The sequence below is a fragment of the Paraburkholderia sp. GW821-FHT02A12 genome, from assembly GCF_059422005.1.
Genome location: NZ_JBWKWA010000001.1, coordinates 1,465,117 through 1,479,708, shown reverse-complemented (window position 1 = coordinate 1,479,708; position 14,592 = coordinate 1,465,117). Strand labels below are relative to the sequence as shown.

The following is a 14,592-nucleotide window of genomic DNA, read 5'->3' as shown; positions in this document are numbered from 1 at the left end:
CGCGGTCACAGCCAGCGTTCCCAGACGGGCTTGAGATCGGAGGGCAGCGGCGGCAGCGTGCCGAGTTCGATGCGGCCCTCGCCGGGCGCGTGAAAATCCGAACCGCGTGACGCCTCGAAGCCGAACCGGCGCGCGACGTCCGCGTATTCGCGATATTGATCCGGCGTGTGGCTGCCCGTCACCACTTCGATCGCCTTGCCGCCCAGATCGATGAATTCGGCGAAAAACGCGTCGAATTCGACCGGCGTGTACGCATAACGGCCCGGATGCGCGATGATCGCCTCGCCGCCGGCTGTCCGGATCCAGCCGACCGCGTCAGCCAGTTTGGCCCAGCGATGCGGCACGTAGCCGGGCTTGCCGTCGCCGAGATAGCGGGTGAACACGTCTTGCGTGGAGCTCGCATACCCGCTTTCGACCATGAAGCGCGCGAAGTGCGTGCGCGAAATCATGTCCGGGTTGGAGACGTACTTCAGCGCGCCCTCGTAGGCATCCGGAATGCCGAGCGTAGCGAGCTGCTCGCCGATCGCTTCCGCACGCGCGGCGCGGCCGTCGCGCGTGCGCGCGAGGCCGTCGATCAACGCCGCATTGGTTGGATCGATACCGAGGCCGACGATGTGCACCGTGCGCGAAGCCCACGTCACCGAAATCTCCACGCCGCTCAGATAGCCCATGCCGAGCGCTTCAGCCGTGCTGCGCGCCTCGTGCTGGCCACCGAGTTCGTCGTGGTCGGTCAATGCCCACAGCGTCACGCCGCCCGCGTGCGCGCGGCGCGCAACATCGGCCGGTGCGAACTGGCCGTCGGAGACGGTGGAGTGGCAGTGGAGGTCAGCGTTCATCTGTGTCTTGAAAAGGTTCTGCGGCCATTTTACTGCAACGCAGTAAGCGGACGCAGAGCTATCTCTCGCAGCCGACCTGATTCGCTGAAGTTTTTGTAAAAAGTTTTTGTAAAGAAATTACGCGCAAAACCCTTCGATCAAGGCGGCGATCTGCTCCGGCTGGTCGTGGTGCACCATGTGCCCCGCTTCGTAGATGATTTTCTCGCGCCAGTTCGGAAACGCCTGAAAGCGCGCCTTGAATTCGTCGAGCGGGATTTCGCCGGCGATCTGCGCGAGCGTCGGCGAGTTGGCCGCCTCGACGTGCAGCACCTTCGCGCTCACTTTGCGCCACACAGCCATCACTTCGTCGAGCCGGTACAGCGTCGGCCCGCGCAGCTTGTGCGCCGGATCGGCGAGCAGCATGAAGCGCCCTTCTCCATCCGGCTTGGACCAATGCTGGGCAAGGAACTGCGCGCGCTGCGGCGCGAGCCGCGGATTGGTCTTGATCAGACGGCCGGCGACCTCGTCGAGCGACGCGTAGCGCTTCAGTTGCGGCGGATCGCGCAATTCGTCGAGCCAGTTGCGCAGGCGCCTGGGCGCTTGCGCCGAGTGCGACGGCGCGAGACCGAAGCCCTCCAGGTCGACCACGCGCCGCACCCGCTCCGGCCGCACGCCCGCATACAGGCAGACGATGTTCGCGCCCATGCTGTGGCCGACCAGATTGACTTCGCCGGTCGGCGCGTAGTGATCGAGCAGCGCGTCGAGATCGCCGAGATAGTCCGGAATCCAGTAGTTGCCGCCGCCGCGCTCGGCCACCGGCCAGTCGGACAGGCCGAAACCGCGCATATCAGGCGCGATCACCTGCCAGTCGCCGCCCAATGCATCGACGACGAACTGGAACGACGCCGCCACGTCCATCCAGCCGTGCAGCATGAACAGCTTCGGCGCATCCGGATTGCCCCAGCGCCGCACGTGCAAACGGATGCCGCGCACGGCGATGAACTCAGACTGACAGGTATTCATGAACGACGCGCCCAAAAAAAGAATGGTCGTTCGATTATAACGAGATAGCCGGACGCCGCGCTTGGATGATATCTGGAAGAACGCCTCAGTCCGCGCCGGACTGCGCCCGATCCAGACCCGCCAGAGCGACCAGTTCGGCGAGCTCGGCTTCGTCGAAACCAGCGTCGCGGCGCGCTTCGAAATTGAACGGACCGCGTAATTTCGGTGCGTGATACTGGTCGGCAAGGCGCGCATAGGTGACGTGCGGATCGAGGCCGGCCTGCTCGCACAGATAGCGGAACCAGCGATTGCCGATCAGCACGTGGCCGATTTCATCGCGCAGGATCACGTCGAGAATCGTCGCCGACGCGTGGTCGCCGGCCTGTTGCAGGCGGGCGCGGATCGGCGGCGAGGCGTCGAGGCCGCGCGCTTCCAGTGTGCGCGGCACCAGCGCCATGCGCGCGAGCACGTCGCCGCGGGTGCGTTCGCACATGTCCCACAGACCGTCGTGCGCCGGGAAGTCGCCGTAGGCGTGGCCGAATTCCGCGAGCCGCGCGACCAGCAGCGAGAAATGACGGGCCTCTTCGGCCGCCACTTTGAGCCAGTCGACGTAGAACGCGGCGGGCATGCCGGCAAAGCGCCAGACGGCGTCCAGCGCAAGGTTGATTGCGTTGAATTCGATGTGCGCGAGCGCGTGCAGCAAGACGGCCCGCCCTTGCGGCGATTGCATGCTGCGCCGCCCGAGCTTGCGCGGCTCGACCAGTTCGGGCCGCGCCGGACGGCCCGGCAGCCCGGAAGGCTCGTCGAGCTGGAGGTCTTCGGCGCATGCCAGGCTGCCGTCGAGCACGGCTGCATATAGCGCGCGAGCCGCGGCGGCCTTGCTCGCCGGGTCGATTTCGCGCAACGCGGCGAGCGCGCCGGTGCGCGCGCAGTTCCGCGCACAGTTCGACAGGGACGGAGCAAAGGAAGCGGATGGAACAGATGGAGCAGCGGAAATCATGGTAACCAGATCGGCAATTGGAACGGCAAAGCGTGCGGTAAAGGGCGAGGCAGCGCGTCGGACAGGCCGGCGGCAACGCCGGGCGACCCAACCACACAAGCGTTTACAATACTCGATTCGACTATCGCGCGCGCCCATTGTGCTGGCCCGGCGGCAGGCCAACCGGTTCCGATCGGACGTTTGCGGCCCCTGCGCCAGCCGGCCCGCGTCGCGACCGACCAACAGGAGACACCGTGACAATCTACAAGCTTGGCGAAGCAGCCCCGACCATCCATGAAAGCGTGTTCGTCGCGGATTCGGCGAACATCATCGGCAACGTGACGCTCGAGGAAAATTCGAGCGTCTGGTTCGGCGCGACGATTCGCGGCGACAACGAGCCGATCACCATCGGCGCCGGCAGCAACGTGCAGGAAAACGCCGTGCTGCACACCGACCCCGACTTCCCGCTGACGGTCGAGCCGAACGTGACGATCGGCCACCAGGTCATGCTGCACGGCTGCACCATCAAGGAAGGCTCGCTGATCGGAATTCAGGCGGTGGTCTTGAATGGTGCGGTAATCGGCCGCAACTGTCTGGTCGGAGCGGGCGCCATCGTCACGGAAGGCAAAGTGTTTCCCGACAATTCGCTGATTCTCGGCGCGCCCGCCAAAGTCGTGCGCGAACTGACCGAGACGGACATCGCCAACATGCAGCGCGGCACGGCGAGCTACGCCGAACGCCGCGACTATTTCAAGGCGCAGCTCGTGCGCATCGGCTAACCAGCCGTAGCGCGCGGCGCGCGAGGCGCGGCATCAGGCTGCGCCATTCGATCGAGGAAAAGTTGTGAACGACCAGTTGCAAAAATTCATGTTCAGCGCGGCGCCGGTGCGCGGCGAGATCGTTTCGCTGCGCAATACCTGGCAGGAAGTGCTGACGCGCCGCGATTACCCGGCGCCGGTGCGCACGATTCTCGGCGAGATGATGGCGGCGTGCGCGCTGCTGTCGGCGAATCTCAAGTTCGACGGCACGCTCATCATGCAGATTTTCGGCGACGGCCCGGCCAAAATGCTGGTGGTGCAGTGCAGCTCCGACCTGTCGATGCGCGCGACCGCCAAGCTGTCCGGCGAAGGCGGCAATACGATCGGCGACGATGTCACCATGATCGAACTGGTGAACGCGAGCGGTCACGGTCGCTGCGTGATCACGCTCGATCCGCGCGACAAGAAGCCCGGCCAGCAGCCATATCAAAGTATCGTGCCGCTGTCGGGCGAAGATGGCCCGCTCAAATCGATGGCCGAAGTGCTCGAGCACTACATGCACCACTCGGAGCAGCTCGACACGCGTTTGTGGCTCGCGGCAAACACCGAGCGCGCAGTCGGCATGCTGCTGCAAAAACTGCCCGGCGACGGCGGCATCGTCCCGCATCCGGGCGATCTGGACGCGGATACGTGGGAGCGTGTCTGCACGCTCGGCGGCACCCTGTCGCAAGACGAACTGCTGAAGGAAGAGCCCGAAACGGTGTTCCGGCGCCTCTTCTGGCAGGAAAACGTCCAGCATTTCGAACCGGCCACGGCGCGCTTCGAATGCACGTGCTCGCGTGAAAAAGTCGGCGCCATGCTGAAGATGCTGGGCCGCGACGAAGTGGATGGCGTGATCGAAGAACGCGGCCACGTCGAGATCCATTGCGAATACTGCAACCAGCGGTATGAATTCGACCCAGTCGACGTGGCGCAACTTTTTGTCGCCAAGGCGCTCTCAGAAGGAGTGACGCCGGCTGCCGAGCGGCGGCATTGACCCGGCGGCGATACGCGGCTTGGCGGCGTCCGCCTGCGATACCCGTATTACGGCAGTAAAATACCGCGCCGCCCGCTGCCTTTTCAGGGGCCGGGCGGCGCGGTATCTTTGATCATTGCGTTGGATCATTGGCGGTGTGCACTGCGCATGTTTTGCTTAGGCGTCCGACCGATGGAGATCGAAAATGAACATCCCTACTTCGTTGATGTGTGACCTGAAGCATGACGCGCGCACGTTAATCATGCTGTCCGTCGTCGCGGGCAGCGCTGCGCTGACCGGCTGCGTCATGGACCCGCCGGGCCCGTCGCCGATTTACAGCCGCCTGCCGGCCGATCAGTCGGGCATAGCCAGCACGGCCCGCCCGCTGACACCCGAAGAGCGCCAGCGCTACGACGCGATCGATCGGCAAGTGCTGTCCGAACAGAATCAGGCGATTGCCGCCGAAAATGCCGCGCAGGTGTGGTCGCGTTATTACGCGCCGCCCGTCAGCATGTACGGCAGTTATTACGGCGGCGGTTGGGGACACGGCTGGGGCACCGGTGTCGGCGTCGGTTACGGACCGTACTGGGGCTGGTAACGCGAAGTGCGCACTGGCGGGGAGACGGAGAGACACGCCGGCCCGACAGTCCGGAAACAACAAAGGCGCGGTTTTCACCGCGCCTTTGTTGTTTCCGGCACCCTGAACCCGATTGACGTGGCAACGCTTAGTGCGTCGCTTTCTTCTCTTTCACCACCTTACCGCCGTGCTTGCGATCCGGCTTCGCACGCGACTCTGGATTGGGCACCACATGAAGCGGCGCGGCCGACATCTCGCCACGAGTCGAGGTGGTGACCGAAGGCGTATTCGCAGTGGGCAACGGCGCGTTCGGCGACACGAACTGCACGAACACTTCGCCGTCTTTCACCATGCCCATTTCGTAGCGCGCACGCTCTTCGACAGCGGCCGTGCCGTTCTGCAAATCCTGCACCTCGCCCTGGATGCGCTCGTTGCGCAGCTTTGCATCGGCGTTCTGCTGTTGTTGCTGCGCCAGCTGCTGCTGCAACTCGTGCACGCGTAACCAGCCGCCGTGCCCCCACCAGAGTGGGTACTGGATCAGCGCCAGCAAAACGATCAGGACAGCAGTGACAAGCCGCATGAAGTAAGCACAATAAATACACGCCGCCCTGCGCTATACGCAGGGCGGCGTGGTCAATCAGAAACGAAGGTGAACCCGCTCATCGGTCAGCGCTAGCAAACACGCCGATTAGCGCAGGTTGTAGAACGCCGACTTGCCCGGGTAGCTGGCGATATCGCCGAGATCTTCTTCGATACGCAGCAACTGGTTGTACTTCGAGATGCGATCCGAACGCGACAGCGAACCCGTCTTGATCTGGCCGGCGTTCAGGCCGACCGCGATGTCCGCGATCGTCGAATCTTCCGTTTCGCCCGAGCGGTGCGAGATCACGGCCGTGTAGCCGGCGCGCTTGGCCATTTCGATCGCAGCGAAGGTTTCCGTCAACGTGCCGATCTGGTTGATCTTGATGAGGATCGAGTTGGCGATGCCCTTCTCGATACCTTCCTTCAGGATGCGCGTGTTGGTCACGAACAGGTCGTCGCCCACCAGCTGGATCTTCTTGCCGAGCTTGTCGGTCAGCAGCTTCCAGCCCGCCCAGTCGCTTTCGTGCATACCGTCTTCGATCGACACGATCGGGAACTTGTCCGCGAGCGTGGCGAGGTAGTCGGTGAATTCCGCCGACGACAGTTGCAGGCCTTCACCGGCCAGCTGGTACTTGCCGTCGTGATAGAACTCGCTCGCTGCGCAGTCGAGCGCAAGCAGCACGTCTTCACCGGCGCGGTAGCCGGCTTTCTCGATAGCCTGCAGGATGGTCGACAGGCATTCGTCGTTGCTGCCGAAGTTCGGCGCGAAGCCGCCTTCATCGCCGACTGCCGTGCTCATGCCGCGGTCCGACAGGATCTTCTTCAGCGCGTGGAACACTTCGGCGCCACAGCGCAGTGCTTCGCGGAAGGTCGGCTGGCTCACCGGCACGATCATGAATTCCTGGATGTCCAGGCTGTTGTTCGCGTGCGCGCCGCCGTTGACGATGTTCATCATCGGCACCGGCAGTTGCATGGCGCCCGAGCCGCCGAAGTAGCGGTACAGCGGCAGGCCGGCTTCTTCAGCGGCAGCCTTGGCGACGGCCATCGAAACAGCCAGCATCGCGTTCGCGCCGAGGCGCGACTTGTTGTCCGTGCCGTCGAGTTCCAGCAGGGTCTTGTCGAGGAAAGCCTGCTCGGAAGCGTCGAGGCCCATGATCGCTTCGGAGATTTCGGTGTTGATGTGCTCGACGGCCTTCAGCACGCCCTTGCCGCCGTAACGGCCGGTTTCGCCGTCGCGCAGTTCGATCGCTTCCCGCGAGCCCGTGGACGCGCCCGACGGCACCGCGGCGCGGCCCATCGTGCCCGACTCGAGCAGCACGTCGCATTCGACGGTGGGGTTGCCTCGCGAATCGAGAATCTCTCGACCGATGATATCTACGATAGCACTCATGGTTTCCTCAAGAAATGACGTTGAATTCTTTACTGTGACACTGCACCGGACGCATGCTGGTCTCCCCAGCAGACAACTTTCGCGCCGATGCGTTCGACGACCATTGCGTGCATTCGCCGCGTGTTGTCGACTGTGCTGATTATGCAAGCCAATCGTGGCCCGGCCAATCGTGGCCCGGCCAACCGTGACACGCCGCGAACGCCTGAATCAGTTGAAATCGCTTTCGAGGAACGGCGCGCGCTTGACGGCCTGATCGAGCGTGACCAGCGTTTCGAGCAGATCGGCCATGCGATGCAAAGGCACCGCATTCGGGCCGTCCGATTTCGCTTCCGCGGGCTTCGGATGGGTTTCCATGAAGAGACCCGCCACGCCCGTTGCCACGGCCGCGCGTGCCAGCACCGGCACGAATTCACGCTGACCGCCCGAGCTCGTGCCCTGCCCGCCCGGCAACTGCACCGAGTGGGTCGCGTCGAACACGACCGGCGCGTTGGTTTCGCGCATGATCGCAAGCGACCGCATGTCCGACACGAGATTGTTATAGCCGAACGACACGCCGCGTTCGCACGCCATGAAGCGGTCTTCCGACAGGCCCGCTTCACGCGCGGCATCGCGCGCCTTGTCGATCACGTTCTTCATGTCGTGCGGCGCGAGAAACTGGCCTTTCTTGATGTTGACCGGTTTGCCCGAACGCGCGCAAGCATGGATGAAGTCGGTTTGACGGCACAGGAACGCCGGCGTTTGCAGCACGTCGACCACCGACGCAACCTGCTCGATCTCGTGCTCCGAGTGAACATCGGTCAGCACCGGCAGACCGAGCTGGCGCTTCACTTCCGACAGGATGCGCAAACCTTCGTCCATGCCCAGACCGCGGAACGACTTGCCGCTGCTGCGATTGGCCTTGTCGTACGACGATTTGTAGATGAACGGAATGTTCAGCTTCGCGCAGATTTCCTTCAGGCGGCCCGCCGTGTCGATCGTCATCTGTTCGGATTCGACGACACAGGTGCCGGCGATCAGGAAAAACGGCTTGTCGAGCCCGATTTCGAAATCGCCCAGTTTCATGCTTTCTCCTCGACGCGCGACTGCTGATGCGCGAGCGCCGCTTCGACGAACGACTTGAACAGCGGATGGCCGTCACGCGGCGTGGACGTGAATTCCGGGTGGAACTGCACGCCGACGAACCACGGGTGCATGCTGCGCGGCAATTCCATCATCTCCGGCAGATCTTCACTCGGGGTACGGGCGCTGATGATAAGGCCGCCGGCTTCGAGCTGGGGCACGAAGCGGTTATTGACTTCATAACGGTGACGGTGGCGCTCGTTCACATCCTTGCCGTAGATCTCTTCGGCCATCGTGCCGGGCTTGATCGGGCAACGTTGCGAACCGAGGCGCATCGTCCCGCCCAGATCCGATTCTTCGGTGCGCTTCTCGACACGGCCTTCACGGTCGTACCACTCTGTGATCAGCGCGACCACGCGGTTTTCGGTTTCCTGATCGAACTCGGTGCTGTTCGCGTCCTTCAGGCCGACCACGTCGCGGGCGAATTCGATCACGGCCAGCTGCATGCCGAGGCAGATGCCGAGGTACGGCACCTTCGCTTCACGTGCATAGCGGATCGCGGCAATCTTGCCTTCGGTGCCGCGACGGCCGAAGCCGCCCGGCACGAGGACCGCATCCAGATGCCTAAGGCTCTCGACGCCTTGCGTCTCGACTTCTTCCGAATCGATGTACTCGATGTTCACGCGCGTGGACGTGTGCATCGACGCATGACGCAGCGCTTCGATCAGCGACTTGTACGACTCGGTCAGATCGACATACTTGCCGACCATGCCGATCGTCACTTCGTGCTTCGGATTCTGCAGCTTCTCGACGAGGCCCGACCACATCGACAGATCGGCGGGCTTTGGCGTGAGCTTGAGTTCTTCACAGATGATCGCGTCCAGATCCTGGTCGTGCAGCATCTGTGGAATCTTGTAGATGCTGTCGGCGTCCCACACGGAAATCACCGCGTCTTCCGGCACGTTCGAGAACATCGAGATCTTCGCGCGTTCGTCGTCCGGAATACGGCGGTCGGCGCGGCACAGCAGCACGTGCGGCGAGATGCCGATTTCACGCAGCTTCTGCACGCTGTGCTGGGTAGGCTTGGTCTTGAGTTCGCCGGCGGTGGCGACCCACGGCACCAGCGTGAGGTGCACGAAGCACGCGCTGTTGCGGCCCATGCGCAGGCTCATCTGACGCGCAGCCTCGAGGAACGGCAGCGATTCGATGTCGCCCACCGTGCCGCCCACTTCGACGATCGCGACGTCCGGCTCGCCGCACGTCGCGGAAGCCGCGCCGCGTTCGACGAACGCCTGGATTTCGTTCGTGATGTGCGGGATGACCTGCACCGTCTTGCCGAGATAATCGCCGCGGCGTTCCTTGCGGATCACCGATTCGTAGATCTGGCCCGTGGTGAAGTTGTTGGCCTTGCGCATCTTCGTGCTGATGAAGCGCTCATAGTGGCCGAGGTCGAGGTCGGTCTCCGCTCCGTCTTCCGTCACGAACACTTCGCCGTGTTGAAACGGGCTCATCGTGCCGGGGTCGACATTGATGTAGGGATCGAGCTTGAGGAGGGTGACTTTAAGACCGCGCGATTCGAGGATCGCGGCGAGGGAAGCGGCGGCAATACCCTTGCCGAGGGAAGATACTACGCCGCCGGTGACGAAAACATATTTGGTCATCGCTGGATGCTCGCGGGAAAAACGGATTATACCGTAAAGCAGGGGCTCGACCCAGCAAATTCCGAGCGGCATCCGCACGAATGCATGCCGCGACGGCGGCAGTCGCCGCGCGCGGATCACGCACCGTGTTTCGCGCCGACGGATGACGCACGCCGCCGCCCGCCGCCATAACTAGCTCAAGCACGAACTCAAGCGCGCCGCTCCAGTTCGCGCAACATCCGCTGCACCGCGCGCGCGGTTTCGAGCGGCTTCTCCATCGGATACAGATGGCTGCCTTCGATCCATTCCACATGACCGCCGGTCGCGCGCCGGGTCGCATCGAGTCCGGCCTGGCGGATTTCCTTCGAATGCGTGCCGGCGATGAAACCGACCGGCACCGGCGCGCCGCGTGCGAGGCGCGAGCCGAGCGTATGCGGCAAGGTCCTGTAGATCTGGTATTCGGTGCGCCGGTCGAAGGCCAGCGACCGCGAGCCGTCGGGCGAGGTTTGCGGAATGCCGAAGTCGATGTAGTCGGACAGCATCCGTTCGTCCCAGCGCGCGAACGCCGGCTTCGAATGAAAATGCCGCCACGCCTCGTCGCGGCTGGCCCAGTGGGTGCGGCGCGTACGCGTGGCCGCCGCCGGCGAGAGCCGCTCGTCGAGCCCGGTCCATTGCGACACGCGCAACATGCTGCTGCGCCAGCCGGCGATCACCGGCGAATCCAGCATCACCACGCCCCTCACCCATTGCGGCTTTTTCAGCGCGGCCATCAACGATAGATATCCACCGAGCGAATGGCCGACCAGCCACACCGGCTGCTCGTAAGAACGGCCGACATCGTCGAGCAGCTGCTCGACCAGATGCGGCCAGTCCTGGGTGACCGGATACCGCGCGTCATGACCGATACGCTCGATGGAGCGAAGTTCGTAGTCGTCCGCGAGTTCGGCGAAGATGGTCCGGTACGTCGATGCGGGAAAACCGTTCGCGTGCGAGAAGTGGATGATGTTTTTCAACTGCGGCGATCTCCGTTCTAATTTGCGCGCAGGCCGCGGGCCCTGCGGCGCGTTTCTGCTTCTTATCTGTCTGTTACCTATCCGCTCAGCGACGCGGGACGACCCTCGGCAGTCCGTCAGCGATCCATCCAGTAGCGGCGCCGCGTGTCGCGATAGCGCTCGAGCGTGAGCGCGGCCCCATTCGGGTGCGGGACGGCGTTCGGCTCGGCGCCGGAATCGACGTCCGGGTTGATGCCCGGGACAACGTCGACCCGCACCGCGCCGTCCGTGTCGCTGCGCGCGAGTTCGATATGCCGCGCCTTGTAGCGCTCGAACACGCCCGCGTTCGGATGATGAAAACGGTTGCGATAGCCTACCTGAAATAGTGCGACCAGCGGGTCGATAGAGTCGAGGAACGGTTCGGTCGACGAGGTCTTGCTGCCGTGATGCGGCACGACCAGCACCTGAGCTCGCAACGCGCCGCGATCGCGCGCGAGCAGCGTGCGTTCGGCCGGTGCTTCGAGGTCCGCCGCCAGCAAGGCGCTCATGCGGGGCGCATCCGTTTGAACGCCCGCGGCCGACGCGCTCGCGGCAGGATGCAGGGTGCTCACGCGCAACACACAGCAATGCGCGTTCGGTTTGCCTTGCAGCGGCCCGGCATCCGGCCAGAGCATCGCGAACTCGACGCCGTCCCACTGCCAGCGCTGCCCCGCCGCGCAGCGCAGCGTATCCACATCGCGTTGCCGCGCTCTACTCCACAGCGCATTCGCCGGCGCCAATGCCGCCAGCAGTTGATGCACCTCAATCGCGTCCAGCACGGCAGGCGCGCCGCCCGCATGATCGGAATCGGAGTGGCTAATGACGAGCGTATCGAGCGCCGTGACGCCGTGCGCCTGCAAAAACGGCACGACGACGCGCTCGCCCGCATGCGTCGATTCCGGGCCCGGCCCCGCATCGAACAGCAGCGCGTGATGCGCGGTCTCGACCAGCACCGAGGTGCCCTGGCCGACATCCAGCGCGGTCAACCGGAAGCTGCCGTGCGGCGGTCCGGGCGGCGCCGGCATCAGCAACGGCAGCCACGTCAGCGGCGCGGCCCAGCGCAGCGGCCAGCCGCGCGGCGCGAGACACCAGAGCACGCCGATGGCAGCCGTGGCCAGCGCCCACGCATCCGGTTGCGGCAGACGCCAGAGCGTCCATGCGGGACCTGCCAGCGTCCGCAGGCCCGCGGCCAGCAGTTCGAGCAAGGCGTGGGCCGCCTGGAACGCGTAGCCATCGAGCGGCGCGGGCAGCGCGACGCCCGCCAGCACGGCCGGCGTGACCAGCAGACTCACCCAGGGAATCGCGAAGGCATTGGCGAGCGGGCCGATCAGCGGAATCTGCGTAAACCAGTAGACGGTGAGCGGCGCGAGCGCAATCGTCACCGCGAACTGCACATGCGCGGCACTGCGCAGACGTTCGACAAAGGCGCGCACCCGACGGCGCAACGCGGAGCGCCAGCGCGTGAGCCGGGATATCCCGCGGCCCTCGCCGTCTTCCTCGCGATCCTGCGCATGATCCTGCACGCGGGGCCGCCCCGACATCGCGAACAGAATCGCCGCCACCGCGCAGAACGACAGCCAGAATCCCGCCGACACCACCGCCCAGGGATCGATCAGCAACACGAGCCCCAACGCCCACGCGAGCACGGCGGACCGCGCGATATTGCGCCCGCTGACAAACGCAAGCGCGACCACGCCCGCCATCCACAACGCCCGCTGCGCCGGCACGTTGAAACCGGCCAGCGCGGCGTGCAAGCCGGCGAACAACGCGCCACCCGTCACCGCGACGATCTGCGCGGGCAACCGCAATGGCCAATTGCGGCCGATGAATCCCGAGCGCCGCCACCACGCCCCGGCGAGCCAACCCGCAAGCCCCGCGACAAAGCCGATATGCAGCCCCGAAATCGCCACCAGATGACTCGTGCCCGTGCCGCGCATCAGCAGCCAGTCCGCCGCGCTGACTTCATCCTGCGCGCCGATCGCCAGCGCCACCACGATCCCGCGATGCGGCGCTTCGGCAAGCACCGTGTCGATCCGCGCACGCAGCGCGGCGCGCCAGCGATCGAAGGCGACGCCCACGCCGCGCGCGTTGCCCGGCAAACGCACGGCGGCAGCGGGTGCGCTGACATAGCCGGTAGCGCGCACATTACGCGCGAGCAGGTTTGCTTCGGCATCGCGAACGCCGAAGTTCGCATTGCCATGCGGCCGTTTGAGCCGCACCGCCAATTGCCAGCGCGCGCCGGGCTCAAGCAACGGCGGCGGCGCATCCCCAGCAATCCACGACAGCTGAATCACACGCGGAAAAGCAGCGATCGGCGCGTCGGCCGATTCGACCTCGAACAGAAAGCGCGCGCCCTTTGCGTCGCGTGCCGGCAGACCCTTGATGCTGCCGACGACGTCGATATCGCGCCCTTCCCAGGCGCTCGGCAGGCTCACGGCGAGCCGCGTTTCCGCGCGCCAGGCCGCATAGCCGAAGCCCACGCAAATGGCCGCAATCCACAGCGCGCTCCAGCCGAGCCGTGAGCGCATTTGTGCAGAAAGACCTGCGCTTATTCCCGTGCTTACTCCTGCGCATATTCCTGTGCCTGGACGTGCGCCTAAAAGCACGCCGAAAAGTGCGCCAAACCGGCCTCGAAGATCGAATGCCCCGGGAGCCGAGCCGTCGTCCGCTTCTACGGAATGAACACCGCGCAACGCCCACGCCGCGACACCGCTCGCGACACATGCGGCCAGAACCAACGCGCCCCACGCACCCCGCCCCGGCAATGCTGCCTGCTGCTGCAAGGCGACCACGCCCAACGCAAATCCGCACCACCATGCCCGCATTCGTCCTCCGCTCGACCAGCGCCGGACGCTGCAACGCTCACCGCGCAGGTAGCCGCAGGCCCGCCGGGCGAGTGTTCCGCCCGACGCGAACCACTTGAACCATCAAGTTTGATTATGCAGAGGAAAGCGCGAGCCGCGGCAGCGCGGCGAGCGCGTTAGCCGTTGTGCCTAGGGCGGCTTCGTCCGCGGCAATGCCGCGCAGTTGCGCGAGGCCCGCGCCGATCGCCGGAATCTGATCCGGCGTGTTGCGCTGCCTGTACAGCCAGGAAGGTGCGATGTCGGGCGCGTCGGTTTCGACGACCAGTGCGTCGAACGGCAATTGCTCGGCCAGACGCCGGATTTGCCGCGCCCGTTCGAAGGTCAGATTGCCGCCGAAACCCAGATGCAGGCCCTGGTCGATATACGCCTGAGCCTGCTGGAAACTGCCGTTGAACGCGTGCGCGATGCCGCGATGAATCTGGTGCCGGCGCAGCCCCTTGAGCACCTGATCCTGCGATTTGCGCACGTGGCAAATCACCGGCAGATCGAATTCGCGAGCGAGTTGCAGCTGAGCGTCGTAGAAGAACTGCTGGCGCGCATCGTCGAGGTCTGGCACGAAGTAATCGAGACCGATCTCGCCGACGCCGACGAACAGCGGATCGTCGAGGCTCGCTTCGATTTCCATCCGCAGCAGTTCGAGATCGCGCTCCTGCGCGCCCGGCGTGTAGAGCGGATGAATGCCGAGCGCATACGCGCCGCCGTCGGTCCGGTGCGCGAGCTCACGCACCGCGGTGAAATTCTCACGGCCGATCGCCGGAATCACGATACGCCCCACCCCCGCGCGGCGCGCCGCCGCCGCGACCGCGTCGCGGTCGGCGTCGAATTCCGACGCGTCGAGATGGCAGTGCGTATCGATCCACATGGCGCGCCTCGTTAGCGG

General features: G+C 64.8%; 13 protein-coding genes. 3 read left to right on the top strand and 10 right to left on the bottom strand.

The features are described from left to right. Positions 1-5: 5 nt before the first annotated feature. The 3 genes from AC07WT_RS06575 to AC07WT_RS06565 form a co-directional block, all read right to left on the bottom strand. Positions 6-836, bottom strand: coding sequence for a 3',5'-nucleoside bisphosphate phosphatase (locus tag AC07WT_RS06575; RefSeq protein WP_492592906.1), 831 nt, complete (start codon positions 834-836; stop codon positions 6-8). A 117-nt stretch (positions 837-953) separates the two neighbouring features. Further along, on the bottom strand, positions 954-1,838 hold the full coding sequence (locus AC07WT_RS06570) for an alpha/beta fold hydrolase (RefSeq protein WP_494946473.1): 885 nt from the start codon (positions 1,836-1,838) through the stop codon (positions 954-956). Between the two features lie 85 nt (positions 1,839-1,923). Continuing rightward, positions 1,924-2,817, bottom strand: a complete 894-nt coding sequence (locus tag AC07WT_RS06565; RefSeq protein WP_494946472.1) for a ferritin-like domain-containing protein — start codon at positions 2,815-2,817, stop codon at positions 1,924-1,926. A gap of 233 nt (positions 2,818-3,050) precedes the next feature. Here AC07WT_RS06565 and AC07WT_RS06560 point away from each other — a divergent pair, with 233 nt between their 5' ends. The 3 genes from AC07WT_RS06560 to AC07WT_RS06550 all read left to right on the top strand — a co-directional run bounded on the left by AC07WT_RS06560 (position 3,051) and on the right by AC07WT_RS06550 (position 5,167). Continuing rightward, positions 3,051-3,575 (top strand): gamma carbonic anhydrase family protein, encoded by a 525-nt coding sequence (locus tag AC07WT_RS06560; protein WP_494946471.1) that lies wholly within the window; start codon positions 3,051-3,053, stop codon positions 3,573-3,575. Positions 3,576-3,639: 64 nt separating this feature from the next. Continuing rightward, positions 3,640-4,590 (top strand): Hsp33 family molecular chaperone HslO, encoded by a 951-nt coding sequence (gene hslO / locus AC07WT_RS06555; RefSeq protein ID WP_494946470.1) that lies wholly within the window; start codon positions 3,640-3,642, stop codon positions 4,588-4,590. Positions 4,591-4,774: 184 nt separating this feature from the next. Next, positions 4,775-5,167 (top strand): hypothetical protein, encoded by a 393-nt coding sequence (locus tag AC07WT_RS06550; protein ID WP_494946469.1) that lies wholly within the window; start codon positions 4,775-4,777, stop codon positions 5,165-5,167. A 127-nt stretch (positions 5,168-5,294) separates the two neighbouring features. Here the strand turns inward: AC07WT_RS06550 and ftsB are convergent, their stop codons facing one another. The 7 genes from ftsB to AC07WT_RS06515 all read right to left on the bottom strand — a co-directional run bounded on the left by ftsB (position 5,295) and on the right by AC07WT_RS06515 (position 14,574). After that, complete coding sequence (gene ftsB, locus AC07WT_RS06545; RefSeq protein WP_492592900.1) at positions 5,295-5,726, bottom strand: cell division protein FtsB; 432 nt, start codon at positions 5,724-5,726, stop codon at positions 5,295-5,297. Between the two features lie 108 nt (positions 5,727-5,834). Continuing rightward, entirely contained in the window at positions 5,835-7,118 is a 1,284-nt protein-coding gene (eno, locus tag AC07WT_RS06540; RefSeq protein ID WP_492592899.1) for a phosphopyruvate hydratase, read from the bottom strand. Between the two features lie 207 nt (positions 7,119-7,325). After that, on the bottom strand, positions 7,326-8,180 hold the full coding sequence (gene kdsA, locus AC07WT_RS06535) for a 3-deoxy-8-phosphooctulonate synthase (RefSeq protein ID WP_115106944.1): 855 nt from the start codon (positions 8,178-8,180) through the stop codon (positions 7,326-7,328). Next, the gene (gene pyrG / locus AC07WT_RS06530; protein ID WP_492592898.1) at positions 8,177-9,838 is read right to left on the bottom strand and encodes a CTP synthase; all 1,662 of its coding nucleotides are present in this window, start codon (positions 9,836-9,838) and stop codon (positions 8,177-8,179) included. The genes kdsA and pyrG overlap by 4 nt, the downstream gene beginning before the upstream one ends. 188 nt (positions 9,839-10,026) lie before the next feature. Beyond that, positions 10,027-10,830: an alpha/beta fold hydrolase gene (locus AC07WT_RS06525; RefSeq protein WP_494946468.1), complete on the bottom strand. Its 804-nt coding sequence runs from the start codon at positions 10,828-10,830 to the stop codon at positions 10,027-10,029. Positions 10,831-10,946: 116 nt separating this feature from the next. Continuing rightward, entirely contained in the window at positions 10,947-13,673 is a 2,727-nt protein-coding gene (locus tag AC07WT_RS06520) for a DNA internalization-related competence protein ComEC/Rec2 (RefSeq protein WP_494946467.1), read from the bottom strand. A 112-nt stretch (positions 13,674-13,785) separates the two neighbouring features. Continuing rightward, positions 13,786-14,574 carry a TatD family hydrolase gene (locus AC07WT_RS06515; RefSeq protein WP_494946466.1) on the bottom strand — a complete coding sequence of 263 codons (789 nt, stop codon included), beginning with the start codon at positions 14,572-14,574 and terminating at the stop codon, positions 13,786-13,788. Between the last annotated feature and the right edge of the window lie 18 nt (positions 14,575-14,592).

Coding starts and splice junctions, on each gene's coding strand:
- AC07WT_RS06575 (WP_492592906.1), bottom strand. CDS start 836: ATGAACGCTGACCTCCACTGCCACTCCACCGTCTCCGACGGCCAGTTC.
- AC07WT_RS06570 (WP_494946473.1), bottom strand. CDS start 1,838: ATGAATACCTGTCAGTCTGAGTTCATCGCCGTGCGCGGCATCCGTTTG.
- AC07WT_RS06565 (WP_494946472.1), bottom strand. CDS start 2,817: ATGATTTCCGCTGCTCCATCTGTTCCATCCGCTTCCTTTGCTCCGTCC.
- AC07WT_RS06550 (WP_494946469.1), top strand. CDS start 4,775: ATGAACATCCCTACTTCGTTGATGTGTGACCTGAAGCATGACGCGCGC.
- ftsB (WP_492592900.1), bottom strand. CDS start 5,726: ATGCGGCTTGTCACTGCTGTCCTGATCGTTTTGCTGGCGCTGATCCAG.
- eno (WP_492592899.1), bottom strand. CDS start 7,118: ATGAGTGCTATCGTAGATATCATCGGTCGAGAGATTCTCGATTCGCGA.
- kdsA (WP_115106944.1), bottom strand. CDS start 8,180: ATGAAACTGGGCGATTTCGAAATCGGGCTCGACAAGCCGTTTTTCCTG.
- pyrG (WP_492592898.1), bottom strand. CDS start 9,838: ATGACCAAATATGTTTTCGTCACCGGCGGCGTAGTATCTTCCCTCGGC.
- AC07WT_RS06520 (WP_494946467.1), bottom strand. CDS start 13,673: ATGCGGGCATGGTGGTGCGGATTTGCGTTGGGCGTGGTCGCCTTGCAG.
- AC07WT_RS06515 (WP_494946466.1), bottom strand. CDS start 14,574: ATGTGGATCGATACGCACTGCCATCTCGACGCGTCGGAATTCGACGCC.